This is a genomic window from Roseateles sp., assembly GCF_036486225.1.
Classification (GTDB): domain Bacteria; phylum Pseudomonadota; class Gammaproteobacteria; order Burkholderiales; family Burkholderiaceae_C; genus Roseateles.
Genome location: NZ_DASVNZ010000357.1, coordinates 1 through 20871, shown reverse-complemented (window position 1 = coordinate 20871; position 20871 = coordinate 1). Strand labels below are relative to the sequence as shown.

The 20871-nt window shown below is 68.0% G+C and carries 17 protein-coding genes; 9 read left to right on the top strand and 8 right to left on the bottom strand.

The features are described from left to right. Positions 1 to 28 precede the first annotated feature (28 nt). Positions 29 to 964, bottom strand: coding sequence for a LysR family transcriptional regulator (locus tag VF536_RS23460; protein ID WP_331617327.1), 936 nt, complete (start codon positions 962 to 964; stop codon positions 29 to 31). Between the two features lie 145 nt (positions 965 to 1109). On the opposite strand from VF536_RS23460, the gene lysA reads away from it, so the two are divergent. From lysA to ahpF, 3 genes are all read left to right on the top strand, one after another. Further along, entirely contained in the window at positions 1110 to 2372 is a 1263-nt protein-coding gene (lysA, locus tag VF536_RS23455; protein WP_331617326.1) for a diaminopimelate decarboxylase, read from the top strand. A 220-nt stretch (positions 2373 to 2592) separates the two neighbouring features. Next, positions 2593 to 3156: an alkyl hydroperoxide reductase subunit C gene (gene ahpC / locus VF536_RS23450; RefSeq protein ID WP_067283909.1), complete on the top strand. Its 564-nt coding sequence runs from the start codon at positions 2593 to 2595 to the stop codon at positions 3154 to 3156. A gap of 204 nt (positions 3157 to 3360) precedes the next feature. After that, complete coding sequence (ahpF, locus tag VF536_RS23445) at positions 3361 to 4914, top strand: alkyl hydroperoxide reductase subunit F (protein ID WP_331617325.1); 1554 nt, start codon at positions 3361 to 3363, stop codon at positions 4912 to 4914. 57 nt (positions 4915 to 4971) lie between these two features. On the opposite strand, the gene rarD is transcribed toward ahpF, so the two are convergent. Continuing rightward, positions 4972 to 5889 (bottom strand): EamA family transporter RarD, encoded by a 918-nt coding sequence (gene rarD, locus VF536_RS23440; RefSeq protein ID WP_331617324.1) that lies wholly within the window; start codon positions 5887 to 5889, stop codon positions 4972 to 4974. 71 nt (positions 5890 to 5960) lie between these two features. Between rarD and VF536_RS23435 the strand changes: the two genes are divergently transcribed. After that, positions 5961 to 6230: a MoaD/ThiS family protein gene (locus VF536_RS23435; protein WP_331617322.1), complete on the top strand. Its 270-nt coding sequence runs from the start codon at positions 5961 to 5963 to the stop codon at positions 6228 to 6230. A gap of 132 nt (positions 6231 to 6362) precedes the next feature. After that, positions 6363 to 7445: an exo-alpha-sialidase gene (locus tag VF536_RS23430; RefSeq protein ID WP_331617321.1), complete on the top strand. Its 1083-nt coding sequence runs from the start codon at positions 6363 to 6365 to the stop codon at positions 7443 to 7445. 9 nt (positions 7446 to 7454) lie between these two features. Here VF536_RS23430 and VF536_RS23425 read toward each other — a convergent pair whose 3' ends face one another. Further along, a complete protein-coding gene (locus VF536_RS23425) occupies positions 7455 to 8171 on the bottom strand; it encodes a pseudouridine synthase (protein ID WP_331617320.1) in 717 nt (238 codons plus the stop codon). Between the two features lie 300 nt (positions 8172 to 8471). Next, positions 8472 to 8942, bottom strand: a complete 471-nt coding sequence (locus tag VF536_RS23420; protein WP_331617319.1) for a YchJ family protein — start codon at positions 8940 to 8942, stop codon at positions 8472 to 8474. A gap of 37 nt (positions 8943 to 8979) precedes the next feature. Here VF536_RS23420 and VF536_RS23415 point away from each other — a divergent pair, with 37 nt between their 5' ends. From VF536_RS23415 to VF536_RS23405, 3 genes are all read left to right on the top strand, one after another. Continuing rightward, a complete protein-coding gene (locus tag VF536_RS23415; protein ID WP_331617318.1) occupies positions 8980 to 11412 on the top strand; it encodes a UvrD-helicase domain-containing protein in 2433 nt (810 codons plus the stop codon). 139 nt (positions 11413 to 11551) lie between these two features. Beyond that, positions 11552 to 11869, top strand: coding sequence for a helix-turn-helix transcriptional regulator (locus tag VF536_RS23410; RefSeq protein WP_088408724.1), 318 nt, complete (start codon positions 11552 to 11554; stop codon positions 11867 to 11869). Continuing rightward, positions 11866 to 13143 (top strand): HipA domain-containing protein, encoded by a 1278-nt coding sequence (locus VF536_RS23405; protein WP_331617316.1) that lies wholly within the window; start codon positions 11866 to 11868, stop codon positions 13141 to 13143. The genes VF536_RS23410 and VF536_RS23405 overlap by 4 nt, the downstream gene beginning before the upstream one ends. Positions 13144 to 13272: 129 nt before the next feature. On the opposite strand, the gene VF536_RS23400 is transcribed toward VF536_RS23405, so the two are convergent. From VF536_RS23400 to VF536_RS23385, 4 genes are all read right to left on the bottom strand, one after another. Further along, positions 13273 to 15495: a PhoX family phosphatase gene (locus VF536_RS23400; protein WP_331617314.1), complete on the bottom strand. Its 2223-nt coding sequence runs from the start codon at positions 15493 to 15495 to the stop codon at positions 13273 to 13275. A gap of 216 nt (positions 15496 to 15711) precedes the next feature. Continuing rightward, positions 15712 to 16557, bottom strand: coding sequence for a BPSS1780 family membrane protein (locus VF536_RS23395; RefSeq protein WP_331617313.1), 846 nt, complete (start codon positions 16555 to 16557; stop codon positions 15712 to 15714). Beyond that, positions 16554 to 17537: a homoserine kinase gene (locus tag VF536_RS23390; RefSeq protein WP_331617312.1), complete on the bottom strand. Its 984-nt coding sequence runs from the start codon at positions 17535 to 17537 to the stop codon at positions 16554 to 16556. The genes VF536_RS23395 and VF536_RS23390 overlap by 4 nt, the downstream gene beginning before the upstream one ends. Positions 17538 to 17592: 55 nt before the next feature. Further along, the gene (locus VF536_RS23385; RefSeq protein ID WP_331617310.1) at positions 17593 to 17943 is read right to left on the bottom strand and encodes a hypothetical protein; all 351 of its coding nucleotides are present in this window, start codon (positions 17941 to 17943) and stop codon (positions 17593 to 17595) included. Positions 17944 to 18057: 114 nt separating this feature from the next. Between VF536_RS23385 and polA the strand changes: the two genes are divergently transcribed. After that, positions 18058 to 20835, top strand: coding sequence for a DNA polymerase I (gene polA / locus VF536_RS23380; protein ID WP_331617309.1), 2778 nt, complete (start codon positions 18058 to 18060; stop codon positions 20833 to 20835). Positions 20836 to 20871: the final 36 nt, after the last annotated feature.

Below are 20871 nucleotides of genomic sequence, written 5' to 3'. Positions count from 1 at the left end.
CCCTCCCTCGAACGGCGCTGGCCTGCGGTCAGCGCCGTTTTGCTTTTCCGGCGTGGAGTTGACTGGCCATCGCGGGTGCGAGCGCACGTCTCACCGCATCGATGAAATCCTGCGTCAATGCATGCGCGGCGCGATGCAGCGGCCACAGCGCCTGGATGCGGAAGGGCACCGACACCGAGAACGGTCGCAGGTGCAGATCCGGGCCGCTACACGCCCGCGCGGTCAGCGGATTCACGAGCGCAATGCCCAGGTTTTTCTGAACCAGCGCGCAGACGGCGATCGCGCTGTGTGTCTCCATTTGCAGACGGCGTCGCACGCCGGCGCTTGCAAAGATGGCGTCGAACTGGCGGCGATAGGGATCTTCGGCCGACAGGCTGACGAAGCGCTCGCCCTCGAAGTCCTGGGGGGTCAGGACTTGTCGCTCCAGCAGGCGATGGCCGGCGGGCAGCACGCAGACCTCGTCGAGCTCGGCCAGCGTCTCGCTGCGTGTGCCCGGCACGGTGGCCGAGACCTCGCTCAGGCCGATGTCGAAGCGCTGCGCCGCCATCCATTCCTCGAGCAGCGGGGACTCCTGCGGCGTCAACGTCAGCTCCGCCTGCGGGTGCCGGGTCAGCCAGTCGGCGCTGGCGTCGGGGAGCAGTGCGTGCGCCAGCGCTGGCAGCGTCAGGACGCGCAGGCGTTCGTCCTCGGCGCGTCCCAGCGATTGGGCGCGGGCGACGACCTGATCCAGGCCCTGGTAGGCGCGCTGGACTTCATCGAACAAGGCCAGCGCCCGCGCCGTCGGGCGCAGCCGCCCCGCCGTGCGTTCGAACAGCGCGTAGCCGAGCAGCGATTCCATCCGTGCCAGCTCGCGACTGATCGTCGGTTGGGACGTGAACAGCAGTTGCGCGGCGCCGGTCACGCTGCCGGCGGTCATGACGGCGCGGAAGACTTCGATGTGGCGGTGCGTGACTGGCAGAGACATCCCGGCAGGATATCAGTGCATATCAACAATGAATTCAATCATCAAAACAAAGCATTTGATTGAATACGACGTCCCGTGGATGCTTGCGGCAATTCCAGGAACTTCCGAGAAGTTCCAAGATGCAGTCGACTGAAGGATTCCTGACATGCCGCAAGCCCTGACCCCCGCCCGCGAACAGCAGTTCCAAGCGCTCACCGCCAAGTACGGCACCCCGCTGTGGGTCTACGACGCCGCTGTCATCCGCGAGCGCATCACCGCGCTCGGCGGGTTCGACACGGTGCGCTTCGCGCAGAAGGCCTGCTCCAACACGCACATCCTTGGTTTGATGCGGGAGCAGGGCGTGAAGGTCGACTCCGTGTCGCGCGGGGAGCTGCTGCGGGCCTTCGCTGCCGGTTTCACGGTCGGGACCGGCGCGGACGCGGTCCACTCGGACATCGTGTTCACCGCCGACCTGCTGGACCGGGAGACGCTCAAGACGGTCGTCGAGCACCGCGTTCCGGTGAACGCCGGGTCGATCGACATGCTGGAGCAACTCGGCGAAGTCTCACCCGGCCACCCGGTCTGGCTGCGCCTGAATCCGGGCTTCGGCCACGGTCACAGCAACAAGACCAACACCGGCGGCGAACACAGCAAGCACGGCATCTGGCATGAGCAGTTGAAGGATGCGCTGGCGGTCATCGCGCGCCGCGGGCTGACGCTGATCGGACTGCACATGCACATCGGCTCGGGCGTCGATTACGAACATCTGGGCCGCGTCGGCAGCGCCATGGTCGAGCTCGTCCGAACCGTCAAGGCCAGCGGACTGGATCTGCTGGCCATCTCGGCCGGCGGCGGCCTGTCGATTCCCTATCAGGAGGGTGGCGAGCGCATAGACACCGCCCACTACTTCAGCCTGTGGGACGCCGCCCGGAAGGAAGCCGAGAACGTCGTCGGCCATCCGCTGGAGCTCGAGATCGAACCGGGCCGCTACCTGGTGGCGGAATCCGGCGTGCTGCTGGCGGAGGTCCGCGCGGTCAAGGCGCAGGGGCGTCAGCACTTCCTGCTGGTCGACGCCGGCTTCAACGAGCTGATGCGGCCGGCGATGTACGGCAGTTTCCATGCGATGAGCCTGATCCCTGCGGATGGCCAGCGGCGCCCGATCCAGGAGACGGTGGTGGCCGGTCCGCTGTGCGAATCCGGCGACGTGTTCACCCAGGCCGAAGGCGGCGTCGTGCTGGCGCGGGAATTGCCGCAAGCCCAGGTCGGTGACCTGCTGGTCATTCACGATACCGGCGCATACGGCGCGTCCATGTCCAGCAACTACAACAGCCGGCCGCTGATCGCCGAGGTGCTGGTCGACGGCACGTCGGACCGACTCATCCGCCGTCGCCAGACCGTGGAGGAACTGCTGGCGCTGGAAGCGGTCTGACCGCCGTTCTCTGGGTTTGAACGCGGGGGAAGGGCGATCTGGCGGTTTTGACGGTGGTTTGTCGGCGATATGACGTTTTTGCTATCGCACAAATGATTTTTGATAGCTTGGATCAATAGGGATACGCAATAGGCCGCATTGGGGAATTCAAACCCGCCGATAGCCCCGGCCCCCTATGATTCTTTCCATCCCATCAACCCCAGACAGCGAGAACGAAGCAATGTCCCTGATCAACACCCAAGTCCAACCCTTCAAGGCCCAAGCGTTCCACAACGGCAAGTTCATCGAGGTCACTGAAGAGTCGCTCAAGGGCAAGTGGTCCGTGCTGATCTTCATGCCGGCCGCCTTCACCTTCAACTGCCCGACGGAAGTCGAAGACGCGGCGGACAACTACGGCGAGTTCCAGAAGCTGGGCGCCGAGGTCTACATCGTCACGACCGACACGCACTTCTCGCACAAGGTGTGGCACGAAACCTCGCCGGCCGTCGGCAAGGCCAAGTTCCCGCTGGTCGGCGACCCGACGCACGCCCTGACGAACGCCTTCGGCGTGCACATCCCGGAAGAAGGCCTGGCCCTGCGCGGCACCTTCGTGATCAATCCGGACGGCGTCATCAAGACCCTGGAAGTGCATGACAACGCGATTGCCCGCGACGTCAAGGAAACGCTGCGCAAGCTGAAGGCTGCCCAGTACGTCGCCAAGAACCCGGGCCAGGTCTGCCCGGCCAAGTGGAACGAAGGCGACAAGACCATCGCCCCGTCGCTGGACCTGGTCGGCAAGATCTAAGGATCTCGCCCGCGGGTGCGGGAGCCCCTCTTCGAGAGGGCTTCCGCCCCGACCGTGATCCGGATGAGGACGTTCCTCTCCCCCTCACTGCAGAAGCGCCGCGCGTGGACCGATCCGGTCCGCGGGCGTGTGCTCGGCCGCCCCTCTGATCTGACAGGGAGGCCGGTTCTCGAAGTCGCTTAAGAAAATTGGAAGGAAGCAACGATGTTGGACGACAACCTGAAGGCGCAGCTCAAGGCCTACCTGGAGCGGGTCACGCTGCCGTTCGAGATCGAAGCCTCGTTGAACGACTCCGAGAGCGCCGCAGAGCTCAAGCAGCTGCTGCAGGACATCACCGCGATGTCCGACAAGATCACGCTGAACCTGAACGGCAACGATGCGCGCAAGCCGTCGTTCAGCCTGAAGCGCACAGGCACCGAGCAGAGCCTGCGCTTCGCCGCGATTCCCCTGGGCCATGAGTTCACCTCGCTGGTGCTGGCCCTGCTGTGGACGGGCGGCCATCCCCCGAAGGTGGAGCCCTCCACCATCGACCAGATCAAGGGCCTGGACGGGGACTACCTCTTCGAGGTCTACATGTCCCTGACCTGCCACAACTGCCCGGACGTCGTGCAGGCGCTGTCGCTGATGTCGGTGCTGAATCCGCGCGTCAAGACGGTGATCGTGGACGGCGCGCTGTTCCAGGACGAGGTCAATGCCCGCGAGATCATGGCGGTGCCGACGATCTATCTGAACGGCCAGGAATTCGGCTCGGGCCGCATGACCGTGGAAGAGATCGCCGCCAAGCTGGACACCGGCGCGGCGGAGAAGGACGCGGCCAAGCTGTCGGCCAAGGATCCGTATGACGTGCTGATCGTCGGCGGCGGCCCGGCCGGCGCGGCGGCGGCGGTGTACGCGGCCCGCAAGGGCATCCGCACCGGTATTGCAGCCGAGCGTTTCGGCGGCCAGGTCAACGACACGCTGGCGATCGAGAACTACATCTCCGTGCTGTCCACCGACGGTCCGAAGTTCTCGATGGCGCTGGAGTCGCACGTCAAGGATTACGGCGTCGACGTGATGAACCTGCAGCGCGGGGAAGCGCTGATTCCGGCGACCACGCCGGGCGGCCTGGTCGAACTGAAGCTGGCCAACGGCGGCTCGCTGAAGAGCAAGACGGTGATCCTCTCGACCGGCGCACGCTGGAGGAACGTCAACGTCCCCGGCGAGCAGGAGTACAAGAACAAGGGCGTGGCCTACTGCCCGCACTGCGACGGTCCGCTGTTCAAGGGCAAGCGCGTGGCGGTCATCGGCGGCGGGAACTCCGGCGTCGAGGCGGCGATCGACCTGGCCGGCATCGTGTCGCATGTGACGCTGCTGGAATTCGGCGATCAGCTGCGCGCGGATGCGGTGCTGGTGAGGAAGCTCGAAAGCCTGCCCAACGTCGTGATCCTGAAGCAGGCGCAGACGAGCGAGTTCACCGGCACGGCGGGCAAGCTCGACGGTCTGAACTACGTGGATCGCGCCACCGGCGAGAGCAAGCGCGTCGAGGTCGAAGGCGTGTTCGTGCAGATCGGCCTGGTGCCCAACACCGAGTGGCTGCGCGGCACGATCGAGCTGTCCAAACACGGCGAGATCATCGTCGACGCGAAGGGCCAGACCTCGGTGCCGGGCGTGTTCGCCGCGGGTGACGCGACGACCGTGCCGTTCAAGCAGATCATCATCGCGGCCGGCGATGGGGCGAAGGCGGCACTGAGCGCTTTCGACCACATCATCAGAAACTGATCCCGGTTGAACCGACCTGACTGACGCCCCGAAAGGGGCGTCAGTCGTTTGTGGATTTCACCGACGACTGCGCCAGAGGCTCTCCGCGCTGTAAACCGCGAGCGCCGACCAGATCAGCACGAAGCCGACGAGTCGCGCACCGGCGAGCGGCTCGTGATACAGCCACACACCAAGCAGGAACTGGATCGTCGGGGACAGGTATTGCACGAGGCCGAGCGTCGTCAGCGTGATGCGGCGCGCGCCGGCGGCGAACAGCAGCAGCGGCACAGCCGTCAGCGGCCCGGCGAGCAGCAGCCACGCGATGTGGCCGGCGTCGCCGGTCGCGAACGCGCTGGTGCCGTGGCTGGTCCACCAGAACAGCGCGACGGCGGCGAAGGGCGACAGGATCAGCGTCTCCAGCGTCAGACCTTCAAGCGCGCCCAGATGTGCCGTCTTGCGCATCAGCCCGTAGACCCCAAAGCTCAACGCCAGGACCAGCGCGATCCACGGCAGCCGCCCGGCGGTCACCGTCAGCCAGATCACGCCGGCCGCGGCGAGTGCGATCGCCAGCCACTGCACCGGCCGCAGCCGCTCGCGCAGGAACACGAAACCCAGCATCACGTTGACCAGCGGGTTGATGAAGTAGCCCAGGCTGGCCTCCACGACGTGTCCCTGCTGCACCGCCCACACGTAGACCAGCCAGTTGGTCGAGAGCAGCAGCGCCGACACCGCGCAGGTCCCGAGCAGCTTCGGCGAGCGCAGCACCGGACCCAGCCACGCCCAGCGGCGCAGCGCCGTCAGCACGATCGCGACGAAGACCATGGACCACAACGTCCGGTGCGCGATGACCTCGAAGGCGCTGACGTCGCTCAAGCGCTTGAAGTAGAGCGGGAACAGTCCCCACGCGATGTAGGCCAGTGCGGCGTAGAGCATGCCGGTGCGGGCGTGGCTGATGTCGGCAGAGGCATCGGCGGCGGTCGAGGTGTCGTTGGTCATGGGTTCTGCGAGCGCGAGGGCCCGCGATTCTGCTCTTTTCATACGGCCCGCTTCGTCGCAGGATGGACACCATGGCCCATGTCGAATTCACGTCGCAACTGCATCGCTTCGTCGACACCCCCCAGCTGGACTGCGACGCCGGCACCTTGGGGGAGGCGCTCACGCGCGCCTTCGACTGCAATCCACGCCTGCGCGGCTACATCCTGGACGAGCAGGGCCACCTGCGCACGCATGTCGCCGTGTTCATCGACGGCCACCGCGCGCGGGATCGCCAGGCGCTCAGCGATCCGCTGACGGCGCAGTCCAAGGTCTACGTGCTGCAGGCGCTGTCGGGCGGCTGAGCGCCGGCCGGAGCCGCTGCGCGCCACCGCCCCGCAGCCTGTCGAGAACCGCGACGCCCGTTCGTCGTGAGAGGTGCTGTCCACCATCGCCATGCCCGCCATCGCAACACCAGCCATCGCAAGGAGACACCGATGACCACCACCGCCTGGGCCGCGACCCGCAAGGGTCTGTTCGAATTGCGCAGCGATCCCGCCAACGGCGGATGGTCGATCGGCCGCCACAGCTTCGTGGGGGACCCCGTCAGCATGGTGCTGCCGGCACCCGCGGGAGGGGGCCGGATGTTCGCCGCGCTCAACCTCGGGCACTTCGGCGCCAAGCTGCAGGCGTCGGACGATGGCGGCGCCACGTGGCGCGAACTCGCCGCGCCCGCCTTCCCCGAGCAGCCGGAAGGCGCGGAAGGCCCGCCCTGGAAGCTCCAGCAGATCTGGGCGTTGGAGCGCGGCGGCGACGGAAGGCTGTGGGCCGGGACCATTCCCGGCGGCCTCTTCGCCAGCGACGACCAGGGCGAGACCTGGCAGCTCGTCGACACGCTCTGGGACAAGCCCGAGCGGCTGGGCTGGTTCGGCGGCGGCTACGACGCGCCGGGCATCCATTCGATCAACGTCGATCCGCGCGACCCGAAGCGGCTGCTGCTGGGCATCTCCTGCGGCGGCGCCTGGCGCAGCGAGGACGGCGGCGCGAACTGGCACATCAGCGCCAAGGGCATGCGCGCCGACTTCATGCCGCCGGAGCAGCAGGGCGAGGAGAACACCCAGGACCCGCATCGCATCGTCGCCAGTGCAGCCGATCCGGACGTGCTCTGGTGCCAGCACCACAACGGCGTCTGGCGCTCGGTCGACGGCGGCGCGAACTGGGGCGAGATCAAACCGCCGCTGTCGGGTTTCGGTTTCGCGGTGGCCGCACATGCGGGCGATCCGAACACCGCGTGGTTCGTGCCGGGCGTGAAGGACGAGAAACGCCTGCCCGTCGACGGCGCGCTGGTGGTGAACCGCACACGCGACGGCGGCAAGACCTTCGAGACGCTGCGCAACGGCCTGCCGCAGGCGCATTGCTACGACCTCGTCTATCGCCACGGCCTGGCCGCGCACGACGACGGTCGACGTCTCCTGATGGGCAGCACGACCGGGAACCTCTGGGCGACCGACGATGCCGGCGACCGCTGGTCACTCGTGTCGGGGCATCTGCCGCCGATCTACACCGTGCGCTTCGGCTGAGGCCTCCACTCAGAGGAACGGCGCCCACTCCGGGCCGGGTGCCGCTTCGAGTTCCAGCACCGCTCCGGTGATCGGATGCGCCAGGGTCAGTCGTTGCGCGTGAAGCCACAGGCGCTGCAGCCCGAAATGCGCCGCGAGCGCGCGGTTCAGCGGCCCCTTGCCGTGGTTGGCGTCGCCGACGATGGGATGCGCGATGTGCTTCAGATGCCGGCGGATCTGGTGCCGTCGTCCCTGCACCGGCTCGCAGGCGAGCAGCGCGAGCCGCGTCGTCGGGAAGCGCGGATCGGTGCTGACCGGCAGTTCATGCCGACGCAGGCAGGACCACTCGGTCTGCGCGTCCAGATGCGGCTGCCCGGCGGACGGCAGCTCCGGATCGCGGGCGAGCGGGTGGTCGATGACGCCGCCATCGCGGCCATCGTTGCCGGCTTCGGCGCCGGGCCAGCCGCGCACCAGCGCCAGGTAGCGCTTGTGCGTGCGGCGTTCGGCGAGGGCCACGCCGAGCAGGCTCGCCACCGCGGCGCTCAACGCGAAGACGAGCACGCCCGAGGTGCCGCGGTCCAGGCGATGCGCCGGCCAGACCGGCCGGCCGAGCTGGTCGCGCAGACGCTGCAGCGCGGCGTCTTCCTCATGCGCGTCGATGGCGGTGCGATGGACCAGGAGCCCGGCGGGCTTGTCGATCACCGCGAGGTGTTCGTCCAGATGGAGGAGGGAAAGGGGGGATGTCATCGCTGAAGGGGACGGTGTGCGCACGCCTGGAGCGCTTTTTGCCCTCTTTTCCCCGTTTGGGGGGAGAGGACAGTCACAGGGTGGTTCGCCAAAATCCTGTCATGCGGCCTGCTCATCATCGCAGCAGGCAAGAGCGCCATCGATGTCGGTGGCGGGACCCCCCGGTCCGCACCCGCAGTCGTCGTCGCCAGCAGGAGTTCGCCATGCCTCAAGAGTTTCACATCGGTCACCGGTCCTTCCTGGACCGGCTCGTCCTGGCCTTGCGCGGGGCGGTGAGACGCACGCCGGCCGTGCGGCTGGTCAGTCGATCTGGCCATCCACGTACAGCCACGTCCCGTGCTCCCGCACGAAACGGCTGATCTCGTGCATGCGGTGCGCGCGCCCGCCGAGCTTGCTGCGCGCGACGAAGGCCACCGTCTCGTGGTCCGCGTCCTGGCGCGTGTGCTGCCGCACTTCCAGGCCCAGCCACTTCAGATCCCGCTCGCCGCGATCCAGCGAAGCGGGTCGGGTGCTCGGATGCCAGGTCGCGAGCAGGTAGTCGATCAGGTCCATCGTGTAGGCCGTGTACCGGGAGCGCATCAGCGCCTGCGCGTCGCTCGCGATGAGCGCGCCGTTCTCGGCAAAGGCGCGGTGCAAGGTGCCGCAGCACGATGCATACGACCGGCCCGTGCCGCAGGGGCACTGATTTCCCTCTGAACCGGTGGCCGTTGCCTTCTTGGCTGCGCTGTGCGCCGCGCTGTTCGCCGCGGTCCTGGATTTTTCTGTCTTCATGAGGCCGGCATGATGCCAGCCTCTCTAGAATGGCTGGATGAATTCCCAGGATTTTGGCGACGAGCGCCCGACCCCGCCGCAAGAGGACCTGTTCACGCCGCGCGCGCCGCGCGGTCTGCTGGACAACCTCAACCCCGAGCAGTACGCCGCGGTGACGCTGGGCCAGGAGCCCGCGCTGATCCTGGCCGGTGCCGGCTCCGGCAAGACGCGGGTGCTGACGACGCGCATCGCCTGGCTGATGAGCCAGGGCCACGCGACGCCGGCCTCGGTGCTGGCGGTGACCTTCACCAACAAGGCCGCCAAGGAGATGGTGACCCGTTTGTCCACGATGCTGCCGGTGAACGTGCGCGGCATGTGGATCGGGACCTTCCACGGCCTGTGCAACCGCTTCCTGCGCGCGCACTGGAAACTGGCCGGCTTGCCGCAAGGTTTCCAGATCCTGGACTCGGGCGACACGGTCTCGGCCGTCAAGCGCGTCATCAAGGCGATGAAGCTCGACGAGGAGCGCTTCGTTCCCAAGCAGGTCTCCTGGTACATCGCCGGCGCGAAAGAGGACGGCATGCGTCCCAAGGACATCGACCTGCGCGACGAACAGACGCGCAAGCTGGTCGAGATCTACCAGGCCTACCAGGACCAGTGCGAACGCGAGGGCGTGGTCGACTTCGCCGAGCTGATGCTGCGCTCCTTCGAGCTGATGCGCGACAACCAGGCCGTGCGCGAGCATTACCAGCGCCGCTTCCAGTACGTGCTGGTCGACGAGTTCCAGGACACCAACAAGCTGCAGTACGCGTGGCTGAAGATGTTCGCGCCGCCCGGGCGCGGGCAGGGCGTGTTCGCGGTCGGCGACGACGACCAGAGCATCTACGCCTTCCGCGGCGCGCGCGTGGGCAACATGGCCGACTTCGAGCGCGAGTACCGCGTGCGCCAGGTCGTGAAGCTGGAACAGAACTACCGCAGCTTCGGCAACATCCTGGACGCGGCCAATGCGCTGATCAGCAACAACAGCCACCGCCTGGGCAAGAACCTGCGCACCGAGGCCGGTCCGGGCGAACCGGTGCGGGTGCACGAGGCCAGCAGCGACTTCGCCGAGGCGCAATGGCTGCTCGAGGAGGCACAAGCACTCCATCGCCAGGGCCTGGAACGCAAGGAGATCGCGGTGCTCTACCGGAGCAACGCGCAGTCGCGGGTGATCGAGTCGGCGCTGTTCAACGCCGGCATCCCGTACCGCGTGTACGGCGGCCTGCGCTTCTTCGAGCGCGCCGAGGTGAAACACGCGCTGGCCTACCTGCGCCTGATCGAGAACCCCAACGACGACACCAGCTTCCTGCGCGTCGTCAACTTCCCGGCGCGCGGCATCGGTGCGCGCACCATCGAGCAGCTGCAGGACGCGGCGCGTCCGAGCGGGCGATCGCTGGTGCAGAGCATCGGCGCGGTCGGCGGCCGCGGCGGCGCGAGCCTGGCGGGCTTCGTCGGCCTGGTCGACGCGATGCGCGAGGCCACGGCCGGGCTGACGCTGCGCGAGATCATCGAGCACATCATCGAGCACTCCGGCCTGACCGCGTTCTATCGCGCGGAGAAGGAAGGCGAGGACCGGCTGGAGAACCTGGGCGAACTCGTGAACGCCGCCGAGGCCTTCGTGACGCAGGAGGGCTTCGGCAAGGATGCGGTGGCGCTGCCGGTGGACGAGCACTCGCCCGGCGCGATCGCGGACGGACTGCCGGCGGCGGTCGCCCCGGCCGCGCCGGCGACGCCGGACGCGGAGACCGGCGAGATCATGTCGCCGCTGGCGGCCTTCCTGACGCATGCCTCGCTCGAGGCCGGCGACAACCAGGCGCAGGCCGGCCAGGACGCGATCCAGCTGATGACGGTGCATTCGGCCAAGGGCCTGGAATTCGATGCGGTGTTCATCACCGGCATGGAAGAAGGCCTGTTCCCGCATGAGAACTCGCTGTCCGATTCGGACGGGCTGGAGGAGGAGCGCCGGCTGATGTACGTCGCGATCACGCGCGCACGTCAGCGGCTCTACATCAGCTTCTGCCAGACGCGGATGCTGCACGGCCAGACCCGCTACAACATCAAGAGCCGCTTCATGGAGGAGCTGCCCGAGGAGACGCTGAAGTGGCTGACGCCGCGCAACCAGGGCTTCGGCTCGGGCTTCGCGAAGGACTACCAGCAGGCGTGGCAGCGCGGCTCGGGGCTGAAGTCGATGGTGGGCGCGGGTCGCGTCGATCCGGCCGGTTTCCCGCAGGCGCCGGTGCCCCAGGCCATGAAGCAGTCGGCGGCCGAGAAGACCGGCAATGAACACGGCGGGCTGCGTGTCGGCAAGGGCGTGTTCCACAACAAGTTCGGCGAGGGCGTGCTGCTGACGCTGGAAGGCAGCGGGCCGGACGCGCGCGCGCAGGTGAACTTCGGCCGGCACGGCACGAAGTGGCTGGCGCTCAGCGTCGCCAAGCTGACCCCGATCGACTGAGCGGATATCGTACGGAGCACGCCGTGAGGCGTGTCTCCAGGCGCAGAATGGGCGGTGAGCGATAAAGATTCCAGCAAACAGGAATCACGATTGCCTGGGAGGGAGATCCGGCGACTACGTCTTTGATTCTGGAATCTCCATGCGCACTGTTGTACCGATCGATCCGCCCGACGACCCGATGGTCGAGGACGCCCTGGCGCTGGGCGCCGCCGTCCGGGCCGCCCGCACCACCGCCCGCCTGCCGCTGGTCGAAGCCGCCGAGGCGCTGGGCATGTCGCGCCAGACGCTGATCAACATCGAGACGGGCCAGGGCGGCGTGAGCCTGTCCACCGTGCTCAAGGCGGCGAGGGCGCTCGGCGTGAGCCTCTTCGCCGTGCCGTCGCAGCAGCGCGAGGTCGTCAGACGCGCGATCCGCACCGCGCGCGACTCGAAGTTCTCCGACCTGGACGATGCATGAACGGTGTGGAGGTCTGGCTTGACGAGCATGAGGTCGGCTGGTTGAAGCCGGCCGATGCCGCGTCCGCCGCGTCTGCGGCTTCTACCGCGTCTGGCGCAGCCGATGCGCCGCGCAGGTTGTCGCTGGCCTATCTCGAACGATGGACGTCGGAAGTGCTGGCCTTCGCGCTGGCGCCCTCGCTGCCGATGCCGCCGCGCGGCGGGCCGGGCAGCGAGTCCGCGACGGACGCGATCCTCGCGTTCTTCGACCACCTGCTGCCCGCTGGCGAAGCGCGGCCGCGGATCCTGGCCGCGTTGGGGCTGCGATCCGAGGACAGCTTCGGCGCGCTGCGCCTGATGGGGCGGGATCTGGCCGGCGCCGTCCGGCTGATCGCGGACGGCCTTCAACGGCCGGCCGGCCCGGTGCAGCGCGCTATCGCACGCGAGGAACTGTCGGAACGCCTCCGCCATCGCGAGGCGACGCCCTTCGCGGTGTGGGACGGCCAGGTGCGTGGCGCGCTCGGCGGGGCGCGGGACAAGCTCGCGGTCTATGTGGAGCGGGACGGCGGATGGCACCTCGTCGACGGGCCGCAAATGGCCTCGACCCACGTGCTGAAGCCGGCGTCCGACGCCGGCGCCGACGCGGAAGCGTCGCGCGATCAGGCATTCGACGAATTCTTCTGCATGCGGCTCGCTGCGCGCGTGGGCCTGGACGTGGTGCCGGTGCAGCTGCACCGCATGCCGGAGCCGGTGCTGCAAGTCCAGCGTTTCGACCGGCAGCGGCTCGAGGACGGTCGCGTCCGGCGTCTGCATGCGATCAACGCCTGTCAGGCGCTCGGCGTGACGTTGGCCGATCAGGACACGGTGACGCTCACGCAGCTGTTCTCGCTGCTGGCGCACAGCCCCACGCCGCTGGTCGACAGCCGCGCGCTGCTGCGCTGGACGATGTTCCGGCAGCTCATCGGCTGCGCAGGCTCGGGCGCGGCGGACCTGTCCTTCTTCGTCGACCATGGCGGCCTGCGCGTGGCGCCGGCGCATGGATTCGCGATCGGGAACGACAAGCCACCCGCGTTCAATGCGCAGGCATGGGCAGACTTCGCGCGCGACTGCGACATCGCACCCCGCAGCGTCACGCTGGAATTGAAACGCCTGTGCGAGCAGGTGCGCGCACAGGCGGAAGTAGTGGCTGGTGAACTCGGGAACGACGTGCCGCGGCCCGTGATCGAGCGCCTGCTCGGACGCTTGCTCGAAGAGAGCGACCGTCAGGCAGCGCTTGCTTCGGAGATCTCGAAGTAGCAGCCCTCGAAGAGTCCTGCCATCGCCTGGCGCGGGCTCTCCACGACTCGGGGGGCGTCCCGTCCGGGAACCCCCCGAATCATTCCGGCCCCAGTGAGACCGGGGGCGTCGGGCCTTGGCCCGGCCTGCTTAGATGCCGATCTCGCCGCCGTCCTTGCGGGTGATGATGACGGTCGCGGAACGCGGACGCTTCTTGACGTTGGCATCGGCCTGGTTGGCCGGCCAGTAGCTGCCGAAGGTCTTGGCGTTCCAGTCCGGCGTCGTTTCCTCGCCCGGGTGCTGCACGTTGAAGAACAGCGTCTTGTAGTCAGGCGTCATCGCGATGCCGGTGATCTCGCATTCCTTCGGACCGACCAGGAATCGACGCAGCGTGTCCGAGGTCGCCTTGGCGCCCGCGCGGGTCTGCGTGCCGCCCGCCGCGTTCGCCACGCCGCCGTCGCCGACCTTGCCCGGCAGGGCCGCCAGCATCATGCAGTTGGTGATGTCGGTGTAGGCGCCGTCATCCGTCTGGATCCACAGCATGCCGCGCTTGTCGAAGTACAGGCCGTCCGGGCTCGAGAAGTCGTTGCTGTCCGCCAGCGCCGACAGGTTGACGTCCGCGGCGGCATCGGCCTGGGCACCGAACAGGTAGACGTCCCAGGTCAGCTTGGTGACGTCGGCCGCGTCTTCCTTCCAGCGGATGATGTGGCCGTTGGGGTTGCCCGTCTGCGAGGCCGTGCCCTTCATGTCCACGTAGTAGCGCGGGTTCGCGGCGTCCGGCTTGAGCTGGCTGCCGGTCGGCGTCGCGGTGGGGGCCACGCGGTTGCTGTTGTTGGTCAGGGTCATGTAGACCTCGCCGTTGGTCGGATGCACCGCGCCCCATTCCGGACGGTCCATCTTGGTCGCGCCCAGGATGTCGCCGGCGATGCGCGCGTTGATCACGACGTCGCCCTGGTCGGCGAAGGCGTAGGTCGTGTTGGCCGCGGTCAGGCCGTTGGCGCCGAAGGTCAGCGCCATCCAGTTGCCGGTGCCGTCGGCGTTGAACTTGGCCACGTACAGCGTGCCTTCGTCCAGGTACTTGGCGCCGGCGGCCATGCCCTTGCCGACATCGGCCGCATCCCAGTTCGCCTTGGAGACGAACTTGTAGATGTACTCGTTGCGCGAGTCGTCGCCCATGTAGATGACGATCGGCTTGCCGGCGACCGCCTCGGCGGGCCAGGCGCCTTCATGGTTGAAGCGGCCCAGCGCGGTGCGCTTGGCGGGCACCGAGTCCGGCGCGAACGGATCGATCTCGACCACCCAGCCGAAGGTGTTGATGGTGTTGCGGTAGTCGGCGGTCGCGGCGGCGCCGGTGACCGACGAGTTCCAGCGGGCGAACAGGTCGGTCGTGCCGGCCGTTTCCCACAGGTAGGGGCTCTTGCGGTTCTGCGGCAGGCCGTAGCGGTTCAGGCCGGCCACTTCCTTGGCGCCGCTGCGCAAGGCGTCGTCGCCGGCGGCACGGCTGATCACGTTGAGGTAGTTCTCCTCGCAGGTCAGGTAGGTGCCCCACGGGGTGTAGCCGTTGGCGCAGTTGTTGTTGGTGCCGCGGGTCTGGACCGCCGTCGGGCTGAACAGCGTCTGCAGCAGGGCGTTGCCCTTGGCCGGGCCGGTGAAGTCCATCGTCGTGGCCGAGGTCACGCGACGGTTGTAGCGCGAGCCGCGCACCATGCTCATGCCGGTGCCCGTGGTGTCGCGCTTGACTTCGCAGACGGAGATGCCGTGGGCGTAGATCTCCTTCTCGACCTCGGTGGCGTTGCGCGCGGCGCCGGTGGCGCGGCCGGCCGGATGCAGGCCGTAAGGGGCGACGACGTACTCATGGTTCACGGCCAGCAGGCCGCGGTCCGAGCGCTTGACGTCGAAGGCGCCCGCATCGCTCATGCCGAAGTAGTACATGCCGTCATGGCCGTCGCCGATGCGGCGGTTGTAGGACTCGGCCGATTCGGAGCCGTCGTCCTTCCAGGACTCGTCGCCGAAGTGCAGCGGGTCGCCCAGCGCGTGCAGGATGCTGACGTTGTAGCCGTCGGCCACGGTCACCAGGTCGTTCTTGTTCTTGGGGACGGCGTTGAAGCCGATCTTCAGCGGGGGCGGCGGCGCGGGGGCGGGCGGCGGAGCCGGTGCGGTCGAATCGTCGCTGCTGCCGCAGGCGCTCAGGATGGAGCCGCCCAGCAGCGCGGAGGCCGCCGTGGTGATGCCGCCCTTCAGGGCGACGCGCCGCGACAGGCGCGCGGCGAGGATGTCTTCGAAATGCGGGTTCGCGGACGGGTTGACCACCGCATCCTCGTCGTATTCGTTGGCGCTGTCTTGGCTGGCAACGATGTCGTGCTGCTTGCTCATTCGTGAAGGCTCCGCTCAATGGAAAGGCGGGCGGATTCTGCGAAGGGCAAGTGACGAAGGCGTGAAAAAGTCGTTAGGAATTACGTCCTGTCATCACGGTGCGAATGGCGGATCGGCGCGGGGGCGCGATCGGCGCGCGATTGGCGCGCCGTTGGGGGGCGATGGAGGCAAGACCCGGCACCTGATTCGAGGTGACGCGGGCGATCCGATCCGGGATCAGACCGGCGTCACTGGCGTCTCGGGCAGGTCTTTCGGCGCGCCGAACATGAAGCAGTCGATGAAGGTGAAATACAGCGAGCAGTAGAACGCCGTCGTCAGGATCATCGCCAGCGGCACCAGCAGGAAGGGCAGCAGATTGGCCAGGCCCAGCAGCATGCCGAGGACGGTCAGCGCCATCGTCGCGCCGAAGGTCAGGCCGACCCAGACCAGGCCGGAGAGCGCGAACGCGCCCTTGTTGCGCCACACGCCCAGCGTGCTGGAGAACAGCGCCTGCATGACGCCCTGGCCGCCCCAGTGGATGAGTGCCGGCGCGTGCCAGAACGGGATCGAGATCAGGCCGGTGAGCGCCAGGCGCAGGGCGATGCCGCTGGTCAGCGACGGGTCGGCGATGGTGGCCTCGACCGCCTTCGGGTCGACCTTGCCGGCGCCGGCGCCGCCCGCCGCGGCCACCTGCTCGACCGCGCGCACCAGTGCGCCGCCGTCCAGCCAGTGGGCCAGGAACATCACGGCGATCGTGCTGGCCGCGTAGAGGCCGCCCAGCAGCAACTGGTCGCGACGGCGCTCCTTGGTCAGCTGCAGCGGCTGGACGAAGACCGCGGCCGTCGGCGTGTGCGACTGCAGCACCTGGTGCGACGCCAGCATGAAGGACAGCGACACCAGCGGCAGCGCCGCCAGCACCACCAGCTGGCCCAGCAGCGGCACCAGCTGCAGCAGCGACGAGATCAGCAGGAACACGGCGAACAGACCGATCAGCGCGATCGGCTTGCGCCGCAGCACCTTCAGCCCGTGGCGCACCCAGAGCAGGCCGTTGCGCGGCGGGACTGTTTGCAGGTGCAGGATCATGGCAAGGACTCCAGCGCATGCCAGGGTCTGGCGATGCGCTCGCGCAGGACGCGCTCGAAATGGGTGGGATCGTGGGGCTTGAGAAGGCTGGCCTCGCGCGGCAGGTGGAAGTCCCACAGCCGCGAGATCCAGAAGCGCAGCGCCGCCGCGCGCAGCAGGCCGGGCAGCAGGCGGTGTTCGGCGCCGGACAGCGGGCGCACCGACTCGTAGGCCTTGACGAAGGCACCGGCGCGCTGCTCGTCGAGGCGGCCGCTGTCCAGATCGATGCACCAGTCGTTCAGGCAGACGCAGAGGTCGAACAGGAAACTGTCCACGCCGGCGAAATAGAAGTCGAAGAAGCCGCTGAGTCGCTCGCGACCGGGCAGGCCGTCGAACATCACGTTGTCGCGGAACAGGTCCGCATGGACGGGGCCGCGCGGCAAGGCCGCGGCGGCGTCGGCGAGCTGTTCCTGGAAGGCCAGCTCGGCGCTCAGCAGTTCGGCCTGTTCCGGCGTCAGGTGCGGCAGCACGACCGGCACGGTCTCGCGCCACCAGGGCAGGCCGCGCAGGTTGTCCTGGTGCAGCGGGAAGTCCTGGCCCGCCAGGTGCATGCGGGCGAGGCCGGCGCCGACCTGCTCGCAATGGAACACGTCCGGGGCCAGTTGATGGCCGCCTAGCAGCTTGTCCACCACCGCCGCCGGCTTGCCGGCCAGGGTGTGGAGGATGCGGTCCTGCGCATCGGGCTGCGGCGCCGGGACCGGCACGCCCTTGCGCGCGAGGTGGCGCATCAGCTCCAGGTAGAAGGGCAGCTGCTCGAAGCTCAGGCGCTCGAAGATCGTCAGCACGTAGTCATGCTGCTCGCCGTCGCGCGTCGTGGTGACGAAGTAGTTGGTGTTCTCGATGCCGGCAGTGATGCCCTTGAGCGACTGGAGTTCGCCCAGGGCCAGGGTGTCCAGCAGCGCTTGCGCCTGCTCGGTCGAGACGTCGGTGAATACGGCCATGAAAAGGGGAAAAGAACGGACCGGGAGCCGACCGGAGCGGGTCAGCGTCGACGGGTCAGAAATTGAAGAGGCGCCAGACCCGCGCGCCCGCGCTGCCGCGGTCGTCGCCCTGGCGGGTGGGGAGGTCACGGCCGGTGTCGCCGAGCAGGATCTCGTACTCGGGCGCCTTGCTGTCCTTGTTCTTGACCACGACCTTTTGGGTCAGGCCTCGTACCCGCGTCTCCTCGATCCGGACCTTGTCGTCCTCGCTGACGAGCTGCTCGATCTTCACCTCCGGCACGTCGCGGAACTTCAGCGGCTCGGCGGGGATGGGCGTCGGGGTCGGCGTGGACGCACCGGCCGCATGGGCCTGGAACGCAAAGGCGGCCAGGACGGCCAGCAGCGGGGCGAGGCGGGTGGTTTTCATGGTGACGTCGATTCTAAGCTTGGCCCCAGGAAAACCCCGTCCCCCCGGGCGAGTGCCGGTTGGAGGCCCAGGCTCCTGTCAATCCGGACGCCGCGCGCCTGCAACAATGTCGGGATGAGCAAACCTCTGATGCTGCTGGTCGACGGGTCCAGCTACCTCTATCGCGCGTACCACGCCATGCCCGACCTGCGCGGTCCGGGTGGGCAGCCCACGGGCGCCATCCACGGCATGGTGGCCATGCTGAAGAAGCTGCGCGACGACTACGGCGCCGAGCATGCGGCCTGCGTCTTCGACGCCTCCGGCCCGACCTTCCGCGACGAGTGGTATCCCGAGTACAAGGCCCAGCGCGCCCCCATGCCCGACGCGCTGCGCGAGCAGATCGATCCGATCCACGAGGTGGTGAAGCTGCTGGGCTGGCCGGTGCTGACGGTGCCCGGCGTCGAGGCCGACGACTGCATCGGCACGCTGTCGCGGGTGGCGGCGCAGGCGGGGCACCAGGTGGTGATCTCGACCGGCGACAAGGATCTGGCGCAGCTGGTGACGCCGGACGTCTCGCTGATCAACACGATGAGCAACGAGAAGCTGGACGAGGCCGGCGTGCTGGCCAAGTTCGGCGTGCCGCCGGACCGCATCATCGACTACCTGACCCTGATGGGCGACACCGTGGACAACGTGCCCGGCGTCGAGAAGGTCGGCCCCAAGACCGCGGCGAAATGGATCGGCGAGCACGGCTCGCTGGACGGCGTGATCGCCAACGCGGACCAGATCAAGGGCGTGGCCGGAGAGAACCTGCGCAAGGCGCTGGACTGGCTGCCGATGGGCCGCAAGCTGGTGACGGTCAAGGTCGACTGCGACCTGTGCACGCATGTGGCGGGCTGGCCCGCGCTGGAGGCGCTCGCCTTCAACCCGGTGGACGAGGCGGGGCTGCTCGATTTCTACACGCGCAACGGCTTCAAGACCTGGAAGCGCGATCTGGAAGGCAAGCTCGGCGGCGACGCGCCCAAGCGCGCCAAGCCGGAAGCGGACGTCGGTGCGGCGAGCCCGACCGATCCCTCTGCGGAGGTCGAGCATCCGGCGATCCCCGTGGACAAGCGCTACGAGACCATCCTGGACATGTCCCGGCTCGACGCCTGGATCGAGCAGTTGAACGCCGCGGAGCTGGCCGCCTTCGACACCGAGACCGATTCGCTGGATCCGATGCAGGCGCGCATCGTCGGCATCAGCTTCAGCGTGAAGCCGGGAGAGGCCGCCTACATCCCGATCCGTCACGACGGCCCGGACGCGCCCGAGCAACTGCCGATGGACGAGGTGCTTGCGAAGCTCAAGCCCTGGCTCGAGGATCCGCTGAAGAAGAAGGTCGCGCAGAACGTCAAGTACGACACCCATGTGCTGGCCAATCACGGCATCGCGGTCCAGGGCACCGCCTTCGACACGATGCTGGAGAGCTACGTGCTGGAGGCGCATCGCGGCCACGGCCTGGAAGCGCTGGCCGATCGCGTGCTGGGCCGCAAGGGCCTGAGCTACGAGGACCTGTGCGGCAAGGGCGCGCACCAGATCCCATTCGCGCAGGTGGAAGTGGCCAAGGCCTCGGAGTACTCCTGCGAGGACTCCGAGATGTGCCTGCACGTGCACCAGACGCTGATGCCGCGCCTGGAGGCCGACGCCGGCCTGAAGTTCATCTACGAACAGATCGAGATGCCGGTGTCCGCGCTGCTGGCGCGCATCGAGCGCACCGGCGTGCTGATCGACGCGGGCCGGCTGCAGGCGCAGAGCGCCGACCTCGGCCAGCGCATGGTGGCAGCGGAGCAGGCCGCGTACGAGATCGCGGGGCAGCCGTTCAACATCGGCTCGCCCAAGCAGATCGGCGAGATCCTGTTCAACCGGCTCGGCCTGCCGGTGGTCAAGCGCACCGCGACCGGCGCGCCGTCGACGGACGAAGAGGTGCTGGAGAAGCTGTCGGCGGACTTCCCGCTGCCGGCCAAGATCCTGGAATACCGCTCGCTGGCCAAGCTCAAGAGCACCTACACGGACAAGCTGCCGTTGATGGTCAATGCGACGACGGGGCGCGTGCACACGACCTACTCGCAGGCCGTGGCGGTGACCGGGCGGCTGTCCAGCAACGAGCCCAACCTGCAGAACATCCCTATCCGCACGGCGGAGGGTCGGCGCGTGCGCGAGGCCTTCATCGCGCCGGCGGGGCACCACATCGTGTCGGCGGACTATTCGCAGATCGAGCTGCGGATCATGGCGCACATGAGCGAGGACCCGGGCCTGCTGAAGGCGTTCCAGGAAGGCCAGGACGTGCACCGCGCGACAGCGGCCGAGGTGTTCGGTGCCGCGCTGGACGCGGTCACGCCGGAGCAGCGTCGTTACGCCAAGACGATCAACTTCGGATTGATCTACGGCATGGGCGCGTTCGGGCTGGCGCAGTCGCTGGGCATCGAGCAGAAGGCGGCGAAGGACTACATCGATCGCTACTTCACGCGCTTCGCCGGTGTGCGCAGCTACATGGACGACACGAAGCAGTTCGCCCAAGAGAAGGGCTACGTGCAGACGGTGTTTGGTCGTCGTCTGTGGCTTCCTGAGATCAGGGGAGGCAACGGCCCTCGAAAGGCCGCTGCTGAGCGTCAAGCGATCAATGCGCCGATGCAGGGCACGGCGGCCGACCTGATCAAGCTGGCGATGATCGCCGTTCAGCAGGCGCTGGACGAACAGGGCAAGAAGACGAAGGTCGTCATGCAGGTGCATGACGAACTGGTCTTCGAGGTGCCGGACGAGGAACTCGACTGGGTGAAGGCCGAGATCCCGACGCTGATGGCCGGCGTTGCCGCGCTCAAGGTGCCGCTGCTGGCGGAAGTCGGTGTCGGCGCCAACTGGGACGAGGCCCACTGACGGACGGCTCGCTGCATCGCGGACACCGGGGCGGGG